Raw genomic sequence first — 17106 nt, 5'->3', positions numbered from 1 at the left:
GCCTCCTCCTACTCGATTTTATCGATTTTGTCAGGGCGTTCAAAGGCTGATTAGGTGTTTTAATAAAAGATAACGACAGGAATAGTCTGAGATACAGATAAACGGTTAACAAGGGGTATTACTGAAGAGGAAGAGTTAACTTAACTAGGCTTTTACGTTGGTTCCCAGCGTAGAGATAGTATGCGTTTGACCACCGGCATTGTAGGTCATGCCAATTTTTCCGTGACTTTGCTGCATCATATTGCTGAGTTTTTTGAAGCTAAGGTGCGCTCGATTTAAGGCTTCGCCATTCACAAGGTTCGCTTGCTGGCAATCGTGCACTATGGACTGGATCTTAGTGACTAACTGAGCAAGTTCAGGGTTCTCGGTCAGTTCTGAGATATTGGTATGGGCTGCGATTCGCTGATCGGTTGATCTTAGTTGTTCAACTAGGACCACTTTTTCTTTGGCGATTCGCTCAATATCGTTTGATTGTCGGCTCGTAATAGCGGTTTTCTCTGAACTTAGTAATTCAGATAAGGCTTTGGCATTTTGAAGTTGAAAATTAACTAAATCTGCTAGTGCCGCCATAACGTAAACCTATTCATAACCTCGTGTACTTTAAGACAATAACTTCAATGAAAAGTTAGTGTTTTCTTAAAGGCCTTTTAATTCATCTTCGAACTTGATCATGTTGTCAGCCAGTTTCTCTGGATCGACAGTGTATGAACCATTCGCAATTGCTTCTTTGATCGCTGCTACTTTCACAGAATCAAAGCTTGGCTGTGCTGCCATATCTTGGTGGAGCTGACCAATCGCTTTGCCTTGTTGGCTCAGTGAAACCGCATCTTTGCTTGCTGGTGATTTAGTTGATACATCAGAGCGTGATGCCTCAGAACTAGAATCAGAGCGTACTGCTGATCGGTTAGTGGTCGTTAGGGTTTGCCCTGAACGAATATTATCAATGCCTGCCATAGTTAAGCCTTTTTCTTCAAAAATGGGAACCTGTACAGTCAATATCGACCAAGGGTTCGAATACTTTAGCAATTTTTAGCTCAATAGTCGAAAAGGGACAAAACACCGCAGCCGTTATATTTGGCGTTAGAGTTGAGGGTGAAATCGCTAACGATACCGTCAATTTAGAAGTAAAGAGTCAAAAGTAAACCGTGACTTCAGACATGCTGGTAACAATCCCTTCAATTATACGCTGTGATTTATCATTTTTCACTCTTACTTGATCACCCATAGAGCCATCGGTAAGCGCAGTTCCTTTGGTGGTAATGGTCATGCCACCTTTTACTGCCTGTATGATAACCTTCTCGTTTCGGCACACGACACAGATATCACCTCTTTCTACAACATCGCCCGGTCTTAGGTTCTTTTTTACCTTAGCGCCGATGACCTGATGTGGAGCTGTGAAACCTTGGCGACGAAACTTGTTAAGAGAAATCATAGCGGTGGTGACATCGTATTGACCGACGATTTCGCCTCTCGCGAGTGAGCGAGTGGTGGTGACAAGAGGCACCGACATCGAAAGGCGCACCGGTACATAAACTCGCCACTCATCAGGAACACATTGCACTAAAACCGTAATACTGCTGCGGGTATTGGTGGTCGTTGAAGCGCTGGTCTCTAAAGGCACTGGGCAGTCTGTCGCTTTGATTCTTGAGTCAACATTTGCTGAATTAGCAAAGAGTTCGCCACCTTGTGGCTGCTCAACTGTATCAAGGATATGTTGCTCCGCTGCAGACTGAATCATCTCAATTTGTTCTGGGGTCGCAGCTTGTACAAAAAAACTAAACAATATTGATAAAATGCCGATAAACTTAGCGACAGTTTTAAAAGTAGCTCTACACATTGCTATGGAAAGAGGTGGCAAATTTGTTTTATAATACGTCATTCCGTTTCTCTGGTGGTTCGTAGCCTGCAGTAGACTAACACTTTTTATACAAAAAAGTTTGATATGGAGATGAGCTCATGACGGGTATTCTTGATTCGGTGAATCAGCGTACGCAACTCGTCGGTCAAAACCGATTAGAATTACTAACCTTTCGCCTAATGGGGCGTCAGCGTTACGGCATTAATGTCTTTAAAGTAAAAGAAGTGCTGCAATGCCCTAAGCTGACAAAGATGCCAAACTTGAACCCACTGGTTAAAGGTGTAGCACACATTCGTGGCCAAACGATCTCTGTGATCGACTTGAGCTTAGCGATTGGTGGCCGTCCTACAACGGATATTGAAAAGTGTTTTGTGGTTATCTCTGAGTTTAACCGAACCATTCAAGGTTTCTTGGTAAGTTCAGTTGAGCGCATTATTAACATGCACTGGGAATCGATTCTTCCGCCGCCAGATGGCGCAGGTAGAGCTAACTACCTGACAGCGGTAACCAACATTGATAATGAATTGGTAGAAATTCTTGATGTTGAGAAGATCCTTGCAGAAATTTCTCCTGTTGATGAAACAATGGACAGCAAGATTGCTGAAGATATTGCGAAAGTAGAACAAGAGAAAGAACTGGTTCGCCGCATCTTGATTGCTGATGACTCGACCGTTGCTCGTAAGCAGGTTCAACGTGCTATTGAGTCGATTGGTTTTGAAGTTATCTCGGTGAAGGATGGTAAAGAAGCCTACGAGAAGCTGATACAGATGTCATCAGAAGGCAGTATTTACGATCAGATTTCATTGGTGATTTCTGATATCGAAATGCCAGAAATGGATGGATACACGCTGACTGCTGAGATTCGTCGTCACGCCGAACTTAAAGATTTATACGTAATTTTACACTCATCGTTGAGTGGTGTATTTAACCAAGCCATGGTTGAGCGTGTTGGAGCTAACTCCTTCATCGCTAAATTCAACCCAGATGAGCTTGGTGCAGCTGTAAAAGCTGCGTTAACTAACTAAAAGAGACATTAATGACTGCTATAACAATAAGTGATCAAGAGTATCGCGATTTCAGCCGTTTCTTAGAATCTCAATGTGGCATTGTATTAGGTGACAGCAAGCAGTATTTAGTGCGCAGTCGTCTAAGCCCATTAGTAACGAAGTTTAAGTTAGCTTCTTTGTCTGATTTGTTGAGAGATGTAGTAACAGGTCGAAACCGTGAGCTGCGTGTGGCTGCTGTCGATGCCATGACGACGAACGAGACACTTTGGTTCCGTGATACTTACCCGTTTGCTGTGCTTGCGGATAAGCTTCTACCGGAAATAGCGGCAAATAAACGTCCTATTAAGATTTGGTCTGCGGCAAGCTCTTCAGGCCAAGAAGCATACTCAATGGCAATGACGATTCTTGAAACTCAAGCTCGTAAGCCAGGTATGCTGCCAAATGTATCGATTACCGCAACTGACATCTCAGCAAGTATGTTGGATATGTGCCGCACTGGCGCTTACGACAACCTTGCATTGGGACGTGGACTTTCTCCAGAGCGCCGTCGTACTTTCTTTGAAGATGCGGGCGATGGCCGTATGAAAGTGAAAGATAACGTCAAGCGCATGGTGAACTTCCGCCCTCAGAACCTGATGGACAGCTATGCATTGTTAGGCAAGTTCGACATTATTTTCTGTCGTAACGTGCTGATTTACTTCTCGCCTGATATGAAGTCAAAGGTACTTAACCAGATGGCAAATAGCCTGAACCCTGGTGGGTACTTACTATTGGGCGCGTCTGAATCGTTAACAGGCTTAACCGATCGTTTTGAAATGGTTCGCTGTAATCCAGGCATCATCTACAAATTAAAGTAACGAGCGGCACCGATATTAGGTGTAAGGTTACCGTCTAAATTTAAAACCCAGCCAAGTGCTGGGTTTTCTTTTTCCTGCTTAAGCTATATCTTTAAGTCAGAGTGACATTCCAATTTACTCTATTTTTTGGCTTGTTTATTGCAAGTTTACCCACGAGTAACCTGTAAAAGCATTGATAGACCGCCTTGTTTCAAAAGTTGGTATATATATTGCTTTGGTTATTTCATAACAGTCAGTTCTTGAGTTGAGGTTTACATGGCTATTTCTTTTGACAATGCTTTGGGCATTCACCAGCACACAGTTGGTGTACGTGAGCGTAACGCTGAGGTGCTTTCCACCAATATCGCGCAAGCAAACACGCCTGGGTATAAAGCAAAGGGATTAGACTTTAAGAAATCACTGCAAGCGGCAAGTTCTGGGGCAAGCATTGGTCTTAGCCGTACAGATGGTCGGCACATTTCTGCCTCAACAACGGTGAACGGGGAAACAAAGTATCGCATTCCTACCCAACCTGATACAGGAGATGGCAACACGGTTGATTTGGATTTGGAAAGAAACCTTTTCATGCAAAACCAAATTAGGCATCAAGCCTCTCTCGACTTCTTAGGAAGTAAGTTCAAGAATTTAACTAAAGCGATTAAAGGGGAATAATTAGATGAGTTTATTCAATGTATTCAATGTGACTGGTTCTGCGATGAGTGCTGAATCTGTTCGTCTAAATACGACCTCGAGCAACCTTGCGAACGCGGACAGTGTAAGTAGTTCTGCTGAAGAAACTTACAAGGCTCGTCACGCAGTGTTCGGCGCTGAGTTAAATAAAGCACGCAACAGTGGTCACACTGTGCCTGTGAAAGTATTAGGTATTGTGGAAAGCGATAAGCCGCTAAGCGCGGAGTACAACCCGGATCACCCATTAGCGAACAACGAAGGCTATATCTACAAGCCTAATGTCAACGTTATGGAAGAAATGGCAAACATGATTTCGGCATCACGTGCGTACCAAACAAACGTACAGGTTGCTGACTCGAGTAAACAAATGCTGCTGCGTACGCTGCAGATGGGTCAATAAGGATAAGGAGGTAGCACATGGCTGGAATCAACAACAATGTTGGTCAAAGCGGCTTGTCCTATGTTGACCAGCTGAAGAGTCTTCAAGATGGCGCTAAAAAGCCCGACGAAACAACAGGTAAGCAGGATCTTAAACAAGAAGACTTCTTATCTTTGTTGACTAAGCAACTAGCACAACAAGACCCTTTCAAGCCGGTTAGCAATGACCAGATGATTGCGCAAATGGCTTCATTTGCGACCGTAGATGGCATTGGCAAAATGAATACACAGTTTGAAAGCTTGAATTCATCAATGACCTCTAACCAAGCTCTTCAGGCCTCCTCTTTAGTTGGGCGTGATGTATTGGTTCCTGGTGCGGCAGGTGTAAAACCCGGTGATGGCGGTATGGCGGCAATGGTTAAGCTTCCTCAGGCAATGGACAATGTAATGGTCCGTGTTGAGAACGAAGTTGGCCAATTGGTTCGCACATTTGATATCGGCTCTAAACCATCTGGTGATACACGTGTTGAATGGGACGGAAAAGACGAAGACGGTAACCCATTGCCGGCCGGTAAATACAACGTGAAAGCGTCGGGTTTGCTGGATGGCGAGAACACAGAGTTCCAAGTTTCCAGTTATGCGAACGTGAACAGTGTGCTTCTTGGTAAGGGCGATGGCAACGTACTACTCAATCTGGCTGGTTTCACATCGCCAGTACGACTTGCTGAAGTACTAGAAGTTGGTAAGGCGTAGCTCTTTATTGAGTGACTATGCTAGCTAGATAGATTAGGAGAATAATGGAATGTCATATGTAGCTTTAAGCGGCCTATCCGCTGCACAATTAGACCTGAATACAACCAGTAACAACATTGCGAACGCGAACACATTTGGCTTTAAAGAGTCTCGTGCCGAGTTTGGTGATGTTTACTCAAGCTCGTTGTTCACTAACGCAAAAACGACGGCAGGTGGCGGTGCGCAAGCTAGCCAAGTGGCGCAACAGTTCCACGAAGGTTCAAGTATTTATACGAACAACCCAATGGACTTACGTGTAAGTGGTACAGGTTTCTTTGCAGTATCGAAAGACCGCATGGTGCCAGAGATTAACGAATTAACGCGTAATGGTGCATTTCACCTAAACAAAGACAACTACATGGTTACCGCTAATGATGAGTTTCTTTTAGGTTACGATGTTGATCCAAACTCGGGGGAAGTTCTTTCTTATGCGCCAAAGCCTCTCGACATTCCTGCTGAGTTTGGTAAACCAAAACAGACAGAAAACATTGAAGTAGGGGTTAACCTTCCTGCAAACGGTGATCTTAAAGACCCGGCTGCATTTAACTTCAAAGATGCTGATACTTATAACCGTGCAACGTCTTCGACGGTATACGATTCTATGGGTCAGTCTTACAAGTTAACGACTTACTACCTCAAAGATCAGACTCAACCAAACACTTGGCAAACGTACTACACCATGTCAGATGAGAACGGTGAAAAGCCGGTCAACATTACTGGTGGTGATGCGACGAATGCACAAGGTCATGTTGGTCACACAATGAAGTTCAACAATGACGGTACGTTAGCAAGCCTAAACAATGGTCAGCCGATTAACTCGGAACCACTGGGTGCTGGTGCGAACCCTATTGACTTGAACGGTGCTGATCCAACTCAAGTGCTTAAGTTTGGTTTAGATTCTTCAACTCAGTTTGCCGCTCCGTTTGAATTGACTAAGTTTGATGAAGATGGCGCGACAACAGGTTTCTTAACAAAAATCGATTTCGATGAGTACGGCAGTGTTCTAGGTACTTATTCAAATGGTGAAAACGTGATGCTTGGCCGTGTAGGCTTGGTTCGTGTACCAAATGAGCAAGGTCTGGATAAGAAAGGCGGTACTCAATGGGATTCTACCAACGACTCTGGTGACAAGATCTGGGGTGAATCGAACAAAGGTTCATTTGGTAGCATCAACAACGGCTCGCTAGAGCAGTCGAACATCGATATGACTCAAGAACTGGTTGATTTGATTTCTGCTCAACGTAACTTCCAGGCGAACTCGCGTTCTCTAGAAGTACACAACCAGCTACAACAGAATATTCTTCAGATTCGTTAATCGTTTAAAGCGTTTGAATCATCTGCGAATACCCAATTCAATGTTATTGAATTGGGTATTGTTGTTTGTCTTTTTATTTGCCGCCCCTATTGCCGCCCGGTAATGCCACTGGCAACAATTCTTCCTCAATGATCCTTTGATGATCACCCTTCTTGTTCGTTTTCTATTTAAATTATTGATAAATAACAGTTAAAAATATTGGCACAGTGTTTGCTTTATTAGCCCAAGAAGATGATTTTTGGAGCAAAATTATGGATCGCGCACTGTTTCTTGCCATGAGTGGCGCTAAGCAAAATATGCAAGCTTTGCAGCTACGTGCAAACAACCTTGCCAACGTAAGTACAACGGGTTTCCGTGCTGATTTAGCACAGGCACGTTCAATGCAAGCGTATGGCGAAGGCATGCCTACTCGTGTTTTCAGCATGACAGAGCGTCCGGGTCATAATTTCGCTCAGGGTAGTGTGGTTACTACTGGCCGAGATCTAGACGTTACCATTCAAGGTGATGGTTGGATTTCAGTGATGGACAATACTGGCCGTGAAGGTTTAACACGTAACGGTAACCTAAGGGTTGACCAAAACGGTTTACTAACCAACGCAAGCGGTCACTTAGTGCTTGGTGAAAACGATGCACCAATCACGCTGCCAATCCCAATCAGCAAAGTAGAAATTGGTACAGACGGTACGATTTCGGTGATTCCTCAAGGCGCTCCAGCTGAAGAATTGGCCGTGGTTGATCGTATTAAGCTTGTACGTCCAGACAACCAAAGTTTGTTTAAAGACACGAATGGTCTATTCCGTTCGAAAAACCCAGATCAGGCATACGAAGCAGATGCAGCGGTAACGTTGCTAAAAGGTGCTATCGAAGGCAGTAACGTAAATGCCGTAGGTGAAATGACCAGCCTAATTGACTTACAACGTCAGTTTGAAATGCAGGTCAAAATGATGAGCACAGCAGAGGAAATGGACAAGTCGTCTGATTCACTGCTTCGTATGAGCTAATAGAATTTAAAGGACATTGCTATGCATCCAGCATTATGGGTAAGTAAAACGGGTTTAGACGCCCAACAAACCAATATCTCAACGATTTCGAACAACCTTGCCAACGCCTCGACCATTGGTTTTAAAAAGAGCCGCGCGGTATTTGAAGATCTGTTCTACCAGAATATTAATCAACCGGGTGGTCAATCGTCTCAGAATACTGAGCTGCCAAGTGGTTTGATGCTGGGTGCCGGTTCTAAGGTCGTCGCGACTCAAAAAGTGCACACTCACGGTAACGCACAAACGACATCTAACAGCCTAGACATGATGATTGAAGGCGACGGTTTCTTCCAAGTTGAAATGCCAGACGGTGAAACAGGTTACAGCCGCAATGGTCAGTTCACACTGAACGGTGAAGGCGCGATCGTAACGTCGGGCCAAGGTTATCCTCTACAACCAGAAATTGTGATTCCTGAAGACGCGATCTCGGTAACGGTTGGTAACGACGGTGAAGTATCGGTTCGTCTACGTGGCGAGCAAAACAACGTCGTGGTTGGTCAAATTACCATTACTGACTTTGTAAACCCAGGTGGTCTAGAGCCAGTAGGTCAAAACCTTTACTTGCCAACTGGCGCGAGTGGCGACCCACAAGAGGGTGTACCGGGTTTTGATGGCCTGGGTAACATCCGCCAATCGATGCTAGAAACATCGAACGTAAACGTAACCGAAGAGCTGGTAAACATGATTGAAGCTCAGCGTGTATACGAAATGAATTCGAAAGTTATCTCGTCAGTAGACAAGATGATGAGCTTTGTTAACCAACAGCTGTAATTGGTTTATTCGCCGTTTACTTTTTTAATTAATCTATCTGTTTTTGCTAATTGACCCATTTACCACTGCCTGCTGAGAGTATATCGCCATGAAACGTATTTTTTGTTTAGCCCTGTTAGCTTCGATGACTGGTTGTACAGTACTGGATCCAATTGAGACGCCAGCACAAGAGAACGCGACCACAGTGGTTGATGCGGTTGAAGGCGATAAGTCGGCAGAAGAAAGTTCAGGAATTATCGACACGCTTCGTGGGCGAACCGATCCAATTGCTGGTGACCCTGCATGGGCGCCAATCAACCCCAAGCAGAAGCCAGAGCATTATGCAGCGGCAACGGGCTCACTGTTTAATGTGAACCACATTGGCAGCATGTATGACGACTCAAAGCCTCGTGGTATTGGTGACATCATCACTGTAGCGCTAGATGAGAATACTCGAGCGACCAAAAAAGCCAACGCAGACATGTCTAAGTCGAATGATGCATCGATGGAGCCGCTGGCTGTTGGTGGTCAAGAGCTGACGATCGATAAGTACAACTTCTCTTACGATCTGAGCAACACCAATACCTTCGCTGGTGATGCATCAGCCAACCAAAGTAACAGCATCAGCGGCTATATCACCGTAGAAGTGATCGAAGTATTAGCCAATGGCAACCTAGTGGTTCGTGGTGAGAAGTGGATGACACTGAACACCGGCGATGAGTACATCCGCCTAAGCGGTACCATCCGTCCAGACGATATTGACTTCGAAAATACCATTGCTTCAAACCGTGTTTCTAACGCACGAATTCAGTACTCAGGGACTGGCGTACAGAAAGATATGCAAGAGCCTGGATTCTTGGCACGATTCTTTAATGTATCTCTGTAGAGCTTGATAGGACGACGACATACTGACAGCCTCTATCACTCAGCCACATTTAGCTAAGCTATTATAAATTAAAGCAATACAGACAGGTTACTCAATGAAAAAACTGACACTCGTACTATTCGGCATGCTATTTCTTGCCACCAGTGCCCATGCTGCGCGAATCAAAGACGTGGCAAAAGTGGCGGGTGTTCGTAGTAACCAACTTGTAGGTTATGGTTTGGTCACGGGCTTGCCGGGTACTGGTGAGACAACTCCCTTTACCGATCAAACATTTAACGCAATGCTGCAAAATTTTGGCATCCAATTGCCGCCCGGCACTAAGCCAAAAACCAAAAACGTCGCGGCTGTTATTGTGACTGCTGAACTGCCAGCATTCTCTAAGCAAGGCCAAGAAGTTGACGTAACCGTTTCTTCTATCGGTTCAGCAAAAAGCCTTCGTGGTGGTACCTTGCTACAGACCTTCTTGAAAGGTCTAGACGGTCAAGTGTATGCGGTCGCGCAGGGTAACTTGGTGGTAAGTGGCTTTAGTGCACAAGGTAACGACGGTTCTAAGATTGTCGGTAACAACCCTAACGTTGGTATCATCTCTAGCGGTGCGACGGTTGAACAAGAGATCCCAACGCCATTCGGTCGTGGTGACTACATCACCTTCAACCTAATCCAATCAGATTTCACAACGGCTCAGCGTATGGCTGATGCGGTTAATAATTTCCTAGGCCCACAAATGGCTTCAGCGGTAGACGCAACTTCAGTAAAAGTTCGTGCACCGCGTGAAATCAGCCAGCGTGTAGCATTCTTGTCGGCTATCGAAAACATCGAGTTCGACCCTGCTGAAGGCTCTGCAAAAATCATCGTCAACTCTCGTACAGGTACGATTGTGGTTGGTAAGCACGTTCGCCTAAAAGCAGCGGCGGTCACCCACGGTGGTATGACGGTTGCAATTAAAGAAAATCTAAACGTAAGCCAACCGAATGCATTCTCTGGTGGCCAAACGGTAGTGGTCCCTGATTCTGATATCGAAATCACGGAAGGCGATGGTAAGATGTTCAAATTTGAACCTGGCCTAACGCTGGACGATTTGGTACGCGCAGTCAATGAAGTGGGCGCTGCACCTTCTGATTTAATGGCAATCCTTCAAGCACTGAAACAAGCGGGTGCAATTGAAGGCCAATTGATCATTATCTAAGAAGGGGTAAAGCATGATTAAAAATAACAATGACATCGGCTTTATTCACGATATCGGTAGCCTAGACCGCCTTCGTCAACAAGCGGTAAACGGTGAAGAAGGTAGCGAGAAAGAAGCATTAACCGCGGCGGCAAAACAGTTTGAATCGATTTTCACCTCGATGTTGTTTAAGTCAATGCGCGATGCTAACTCGAGCTTTAAGTCGGATATGTTGAACAGCCAGAACGAGCAGTTCTATCGTCAGATGCAAGATGACCAAATGGCGAGTGAGTTAAGCGCTTCAGGTTCGTTAGGTCTTGCAGATATGATCGTGGCTCAACTAAGCGCTGGCCAAGCAAGCGATACGTCTGAAGAGAAGGTTCGCAGTGAAGGCTTTGATGCTTCATTGCAAAGACCGCAATATTCAGGCCGTTCGGAAGAGCGAGCGTCAGACGTTCAACCTGCGCAAGCAGCAAAACAGCCAGTATCCTTTGACTCTCCAGAATCGTTTGTGACCTCAATGAAGCCTTACGCGGAAAAAGCGGCAAGTGCGCTTGGTGTGGACTCGTCTCTTCTATTGGCACAAGCTGCCCTTGAAACGGGTTGGGGTTCTAAAATGGTTAAGAACTCTTTGGGCAACAGCAATAACTTATTTAACATCAAAGCAGATAGAAGTTGGAAGGGCGATAAGGTCGCGACTCAAACTCTTGAGTTCCATGGCAAAACCGCCGTTAAAGAGTCAGCTTCCTTCCGTTCTTACTCTAATTTCGAAGATAGCTTTAATGATTACGTGAAGTTCTTGAACGAAAATCCAAGATACGAAACGGCGCTACAGCATCAAGGCAATTCAGAGAATTTCATCAAAGGTATTCATCAGGCTGGTTACGCAACTGACCCTAACTATGCAGACAAGGTTTTACGAGTTAAAGCCAAGATTGATGAGATGAACTAGCGTCATAAATCAACATAGAGAGCTTGCTACTGGCAGGCTCTTTTCTTCTCCGCCCCTTCAGTTCTTACGCGTAATCCATAGTTATCTCCTTACACTTCAATAAATTATCGTCTTTTAATTTCCTATTGTTTGTGTTGGCACATATATTGCTTTTATCTTAGTAATATACGGTTGTAGTTAATCAGTTCATTCTGGTTTTGTTAAGTTTTTTGGGGGCATTATGGCGTCGGATCTTCTGAATGTAGGGGCACAAAGTGTTCTTACGGCTCAGAGACAGCTCAACACCACAGGTCATAACATTTCTAACGCTAACACAGAGGGCTATAGCCGCCAGTCTGTGATTCAAGGTGTGAATGACCCGCGCCAGTACGGTGGGCAATCCTACGGTATGGGTGTACATGTGGAAAATGTTCGCCGCTCTTGGGATCAGTTTGCCGTCAAAGAACTTAACTTATCGACAACCAATGCCGCCAACAAAGGCGATACCGAAGCTAACCTCGATATGCTGTCGAGTATGCTGTCATCGGTTGCTTCGAAGAAGATTCCAGAAAACCTTAATGAATGGTTTGATTCGGTTAAAACATTAGCCGATACACCGAATGATGTCGGTGCTCGAAAAGTTGTACTAGAAAAGGCTGGGCTACTCAGCAAGACGTTAAATGAATTCCATGAAACGGTTCGTCAACAGTCTGATTCTACGAATAAAAAATTAGATATGGGTATCGAGCGAGTTAACCAACTTGCGTACGAGATCCGCGATGTTCAGCGTTTAATGATGCGGACTCCTGGGCCTCATAATGACCTACGAGATCAGCACGAAAAGTTGATTAATGAGCTTTCTGGCTACACCAAAGTCACGGTGACACCACGCTCAAATGCCGAAGGATTTAACGTCCATATTGGTAATGGTCACACCTTGGTTTCTGGTAGTGAAGCGAGCCAACTGAAGATGGTTGATGGCTTGCCTGATGCGCATCAGCGTCGCCTAGCAATTGTTGAAGGTAAGTCTTTAAAACCGATCACCAGCAGTGATATCGACGGAAAAATCGGCGCCATGCTAGACATGCGTGACGAACATATCCCGGCAATCATGGATGAGCTTGGTCGTTTAGCGACCGCGTTTTCATATGAGGTCAATAGTCTTCAAGAACAAGGTTTGGATCTTAACGGCAACGTAGGTAAGGACTTGTTTACCGACGTGAACTCAGAGCTGGTGGCAAAATCTCGTGTCACGGCTAGCGGGCAATCGAAAGCCGATGTTGCGGTATACATTGATGATACTTCTGCCTTAAAAGGCGGTGAGTATGGCCTGAAATACGATGGCAGTGACTATGTCGTGACTAAGCCGAACGGTGAGACCGTTAAGATGGCGACCGACTCTAGCGGTAGTGCTTTTTATCTTGATGGCATGCGAGTGGAAGTACGTAATCCTCCTGAACTAGGAGAGAAACTGTTACTGCGTCCAACGCGCAATTTTGCTGCTCAAATACAGATGGAAACCAAAGACCCAAAAGACATTGCTGCGCAAAGTTATGAGGCATCGACCACGTTTGCTAAGGGTACTGCTGGTTTCAAAATTCTAGAAGCTGGTCAACTGCGTGAGTTTGAAGTGATTGTCTCACCAAAAGGTGAGCAGTTTGCTGTGACGGATCCGAAGGGCAACATTTTAATGCAGCCGCAACCGTATCCGCCACAAGGGCCAGTGACTATCAACGGCACAACGTTTGAGCTCACACCCGGTGCGGTGGCAAATGATAAGTTTACGGCAAACCTTGTCCCATCAGAAGGTGATAACGGTAACCTTCGTAAGCTACAAGATCTTCAAACAGGAAAGCTGTTGAATGAGGGTGAGTCTACGATTTTAGACCTTTACCACAACTTGAATACCAATACGGGCTTGAAATCTTCAACGGCCAATCGCTTGAGTGATATCGCGAGGTTAGAAAAACAGTCGGCTCAAGAGCGTATTGCTTCTATCTCGGGAGTAAACCTCGATGAAGAAGCGGCAAATATGATGAAATTTCAACAAGCGTATATGGCTTCTTCACGCATCATGCAAGCAGCCAACGATACGTTTAACACTATTTTGGCTCTGAGATAGGAAGGTATAAATGTTGAATCGTATCTCTAGCTTCCATAATTATCAGTCAGTACAAAATGACTTGCGCCGTCAAGAGAACAAGGTGCATCACAACCAAGCGCAACTTGCTTCCGGTAAGAAGTTACAGTCGCCAAGTGATGACCCATTGGCGACGCACTATTTGCAGAACATTGGTCAGCAGTCAGAACAACTAAAGCAATATAGCGACGCAATAGTCTTGGTTCGTAATCGATTAGAACATCAAGAAGTTATGATTTCTAATTCAGAGGATTTTGCTGATGAAGCAAAACGTACCGTGATGGAAATGGTTAACGGTTCATTATCTCCAGAAGACCGCCTTGCAAAGAGACGTGAAATTCAAGAGTTAGCTAGTAATTTTTTGCATATGTCTAACTCCCAAGATGAGTCAGGTAACTATACATTTGCAGGTACAAAACCTAAGAATCAGCCATTTTTCCGAGATAACAAGGGCCATGTCAGTTATGCCGGAGACGATTATCAACGCAAGATGCGTGTGGCAAGCAGTTTTGAAATGGCGATGAATGATCCGGGTAGCAAGTTGTTTATGGAGATCGATAATCCATTCGGTGATTATGAACCTCAATATGATTTGCAGCCAGCCTCCGCATTGCTACTTGAAAGAGCAACAAATGAATCTTTTCAAGACGAATCAACCTACAAAATTACTTTTGTAGATATGCAAAATGGCAAATTTGCTTATCAACTCGAAAAAGATGGCAGCACGGTGTCTGTAGAAGATTTTGAACCATCTAAAGGTATTGAATATGAAGGTTTGAGTATTCAAATCAAAGGCCAAATAACCAAAGGTGATTCGATTACTTTGGAGCCAAGAAGCTCATTTTCAATATTTGACACCTTCCAAGATGCAGCAGAACTTGCAGAATCATCAGTGTCTGACGCATCAGCGACGGCAAAGTTGCAACAAGCAACTGAAGAGTTCCATGCTGCGTTTATTCATTTGACCAAAGCGAGAACGGATGTCGGTGCGCGATTGAATACGCTCGATATCCAAGAGCAGCAGCATGAAGATTTTAAGCTGTCTTTAGCGAAAGCAAAAAGCAACTTTGAAGACTTGGATTACTCGAAAGCGATCATTGAGTTCAATGAAAACTCTCGAGCACTACAAGCTTCTCAACAAGCGTTTGGCAAAACCAAAGACCTGACCTTGTTTAACTATATTTAATGATCAATCGGTATTTAATGGTGGCTTGTCGATCACCATGGCGTTGATTCCTTGCCGTATGTGCTATGCCATACGTGCGAATGACGCCACAGTTTGCCGCTTTTTTGTACGAAGCATGATGTTTCTAGAATAGCGGCAAAAAACGGCAATAAGGAAGGTGAATGTTTTTCATCTTCTAATAGTAGAAAATCATAATTGCGCAGTGTTGTTTGTAAGCTTCTGATTTTTAGATAATTAAAAAATTATTTATATGATATTAAACTTGGCATACAACTTGTATCTGTGTTGGTTATAAATGATTAATACAGATCTTAAACCTTGTATAGGGTTTATCGAGTAATACACGGTCAGTGCTTATCCATATGAGAGTAAAGCTGGCCGCTTCGCAGAAACTTTGCGGACTCATAAGGAGAGCAAAATGGCTATCAATGTAAGCACTAACGTTTCTGCTATGACAGCACAACGTTACCTGAATAAAGCATCTAATGACTTGGCGACCTCTATGGAACGTTTGTCATCTGGGCATAAAATCAACAGCGCGAAAGACGATGCAGCCGGTCTGCAAATCTCTAACCGTTTAACGGCACAATCACGTGGTTTAGACGTTGCAATGCGTAATGCCAATGATGGTATTTCAATTGCACAAACCGCTGAAGGCGCGATGAATGAATCAACCAACGTACTACAACGTATGCGTGATCTGGCGATTCAATCATCAAACGGAACGAACACCGCAGCTGAACGTACCGCGCTAAACGAAGAGTCTTCGGCACTTCAAGATGAGCTTAACCGTATCGCAGAGACAACCTCGTTTGGTGGTCGTCGTCTGTTGAATGGATCATTTGGTGAAGCATCATTCCAGATTGGTTCTAGCTCTGGTGAAGCGATGATTATGGGCCTTACTAGTGTTCGTGCTGATGATTTCCGTATGGGTGGCACAACGTTTGATTCTGAAAACGGCAAAGACAAGAGCTGGGAAGTGCCTGCACAAGCTCGCGATCTTAAGTTCGAATTCAGAACCAAAGCGGGTGAAGATATCGTTTTAGATATCAATACCAAAGCAGGTGATGATATCGAAGAGCTTGCGACTTACATTAATGGTCAATCTGATCTTGTGAACGCATCGGTTACCGATGATGGCCGCATTCAACTGTTCGTTGCTGAACCTGACCTTGAAGGGGCTATGTCTATTTCTGGTGGCTTAGCTTCTGAGTTAGGAATCAAGAGTGAAGGTCGTGCAACATCGGTTCAAGATATTAGTTTGATGAGCGTAGCAGGATCACAGAATGCTATTAGCGTGATTGATTCTGCAATGAAATACGTAGATTCACAGCGTGCTGATTTGGGTGCAAAGCAGAACCGTCTAAGCCACAGTATTAATAACTTGGCAAACGTACAAGAGAACGTAGACGCTTCAAACAGCCGAATCAAAGATACGGACTTTGCGAAAGAGACGACGCAAATGACCAAATCACAAATTCTGCAACAAGCAGGTACTTCGATACTTGCTCAAGCGAAACAGTTGCCTAACTCTGCGATGTCACTATTGCAATAGTTATTGGTTGAACTCGCTGCTCGTGTTCAGACGTGAGCCATGCAGCAAGGGAAACTGGCAAGCATACTTACTATTGAGTGTTTAGCTCTCTCATCTCTCACCTGCTATCCATTTTTACAGTAAGAATGCAACGGCAAGTCGGAAATGTGTTCATTTCTCGATGATCTCCACACAGGCTCTGACGCACCAACTAGCCCCGGTTCTCTCAAAGGAAAAGGGGCTTTTTCCTTTCTGTATTTCTTGTTTTTGCTATTTACTTTCCTGCGAATTTTCTCGCTCTACCTTTTTCAAATCTCTATTTGATTGTTCTTCTTCACGATAAATAATCTCATCTATTACACAAGATCTGCCTAACTCGGAGATCTTTGGCGATTGATCATTTCTCCACCTTGAGTAACTTAGACTGAAATTCGTACATTTCTCAAACAGATTAAGATCTTTTCTCAATTGAAAGCTATCGCTGTATTAGAAAGTGATGAAAATTAAGTTGTTGATAAATATTAAATTAATAATTTTTTGTGGTTTTTTGAAAGTTTTTCTAAAGCTTCTGATTTTCGCGCCGTTATTAAAAGTAACT

At 44.3% G+C, this 17106-nt stretch carries 17 protein-coding genes; 14 read left to right on the top strand and 3 right to left on the bottom strand.

The window, feature by feature from the left end; all coding sequences use genetic code 11:
* Positions 1-144: 144 nt before the first annotated feature.
* From AB4161_RS18230 to flgA, 3 genes are all read right to left on the bottom strand, one after another.
* Positions 145-570: a flagella synthesis protein FlgN gene (locus AB4161_RS18230; protein WP_017064136.1), complete on the bottom strand. Its 426-nt coding sequence runs from the start codon at positions 568-570 to the stop codon at positions 145-147.
* Between the two features lie 66 nt (positions 571-636).
* A complete protein-coding gene (flgM, locus tag AB4161_RS18225; RefSeq protein ID WP_017062263.1) occupies positions 637-954 on the bottom strand; it encodes a flagellar biosynthesis anti-sigma factor FlgM in 318 nt (105 codons plus the stop codon).
* Positions 955-1132: 178 nt separating this feature from the next.
* Positions 1133-1879, bottom strand: coding sequence for a flagellar basal body P-ring formation chaperone FlgA (gene flgA, locus AB4161_RS18220; protein WP_372083814.1), 747 nt, complete (start codon positions 1877-1879; stop codon positions 1133-1135).
* Between the two features lie 77 nt (positions 1880-1956).
* Between flgA and AB4161_RS18215 the strand changes: the two genes are divergently transcribed.
* The 14 genes from AB4161_RS18215 to AB4161_RS18150 all read left to right on the top strand — a co-directional run bounded on the left by AB4161_RS18215 (position 1957) and on the right by AB4161_RS18150 (position 16529).
* Complete coding sequence (locus tag AB4161_RS18215) at positions 1957-2883, top strand: chemotaxis protein CheV (protein WP_017066180.1); 927 nt, start codon at positions 1957-1959, stop codon at positions 2881-2883.
* A gap of 11 nt (positions 2884-2894) precedes the next feature.
* Positions 2895-3722: a protein-glutamate O-methyltransferase gene (locus AB4161_RS18210; protein ID WP_004736174.1), complete on the top strand. Its 828-nt coding sequence runs from the start codon at positions 2895-2897 to the stop codon at positions 3720-3722.
* A 255-nt stretch (positions 3723-3977) separates the two neighbouring features.
* Positions 3978-4373 (top strand): flagellar basal body rod protein FlgB, encoded by a 396-nt coding sequence (gene flgB / locus AB4161_RS18205; RefSeq protein ID WP_004736175.1) that lies wholly within the window; start codon positions 3978-3980, stop codon positions 4371-4373.
* A gap of 4 nt (positions 4374-4377) precedes the next feature.
* Complete coding sequence (gene flgC, locus AB4161_RS18200; protein WP_004736176.1) at positions 4378-4791, top strand: flagellar basal body rod protein FlgC; 414 nt, start codon at positions 4378-4380, stop codon at positions 4789-4791.
* Positions 4792-4808: 17 nt separating this feature from the next.
* Positions 4809-5522, top strand: a complete 714-nt coding sequence (flgD, locus tag AB4161_RS18195) for a flagellar hook assembly protein FlgD (RefSeq protein WP_010439286.1) — start codon at positions 4809-4811, stop codon at positions 5520-5522.
* A gap of 49 nt (positions 5523-5571) precedes the next feature.
* Positions 5572-6876, top strand: a complete 1305-nt coding sequence (flgE, locus tag AB4161_RS18190) for a flagellar hook protein FlgE (RefSeq protein WP_017062260.1) — start codon at positions 5572-5574, stop codon at positions 6874-6876.
* A gap of 251 nt (positions 6877-7127) precedes the next feature.
* A complete protein-coding gene (gene flgF, locus AB4161_RS18185; RefSeq protein WP_017056855.1) occupies positions 7128-7877 on the top strand; it encodes a flagellar basal-body rod protein FlgF in 750 nt (249 codons plus the stop codon).
* 21 nt (positions 7878-7898) lie between these two features.
* Positions 7899-8687, top strand: coding sequence for a flagellar basal-body rod protein FlgG (gene flgG, locus AB4161_RS18180; protein WP_017062259.1), 789 nt, complete (start codon positions 7899-7901; stop codon positions 8685-8687).
* 88 nt (positions 8688-8775) lie between these two features.
* Positions 8776-9552: a flagellar basal body L-ring protein FlgH gene (flgH, locus tag AB4161_RS18175; protein ID WP_017062258.1), complete on the top strand. Its 777-nt coding sequence runs from the start codon at positions 8776-8778 to the stop codon at positions 9550-9552.
* 94 nt (positions 9553-9646) lie between these two features.
* A complete protein-coding gene (locus tag AB4161_RS18170) occupies positions 9647-10738 on the top strand; it encodes a flagellar basal body P-ring protein FlgI (RefSeq protein ID WP_017062257.1) in 1092 nt (363 codons plus the stop codon).
* A 13-nt stretch (positions 10739-10751) separates the two neighbouring features.
* Positions 10752-11669, top strand: coding sequence for a flagellar assembly peptidoglycan hydrolase FlgJ (gene flgJ / locus AB4161_RS18165; RefSeq protein ID WP_017064131.1), 918 nt, complete (start codon positions 10752-10754; stop codon positions 11667-11669).
* Between the two features lie 220 nt (positions 11670-11889).
* Complete coding sequence (gene flgK, locus AB4161_RS18160) at positions 11890-13770, top strand: flagellar hook-associated protein FlgK (protein WP_372083813.1); 1881 nt, start codon at positions 11890-11892, stop codon at positions 13768-13770.
* A gap of 10 nt (positions 13771-13780) precedes the next feature.
* On the top strand, positions 13781-14974 hold the full coding sequence (gene flgL, locus AB4161_RS18155; RefSeq protein WP_065675599.1) for a flagellar hook-associated protein FlgL: 1194 nt from the start codon (positions 13781-13783) through the stop codon (positions 14972-14974).
* A 418-nt stretch (positions 14975-15392) separates the two neighbouring features.
* The gene (locus AB4161_RS18150; protein ID WP_017062253.1) at positions 15393-16529 is read left to right on the top strand and encodes a flagellin; all 1137 of its coding nucleotides are present in this window, start codon (positions 15393-15395) and stop codon (positions 16527-16529) included.
* Positions 16530-17106: the final 577 nt, after the last annotated feature.

Origin of the sequence: Vibrio sp. 10N.286.51.E5, assembly GCF_041469125.1 — a bacterium.
GTDB lineage: Bacteria > Pseudomonadota > Gammaproteobacteria > Enterobacterales > Vibrionaceae > Vibrio > Vibrio crassostreae_C.
Note: the sequence above shows the minus strand (reverse complement) of the source record. Positions and strands in the feature narration are given on the sequence as shown.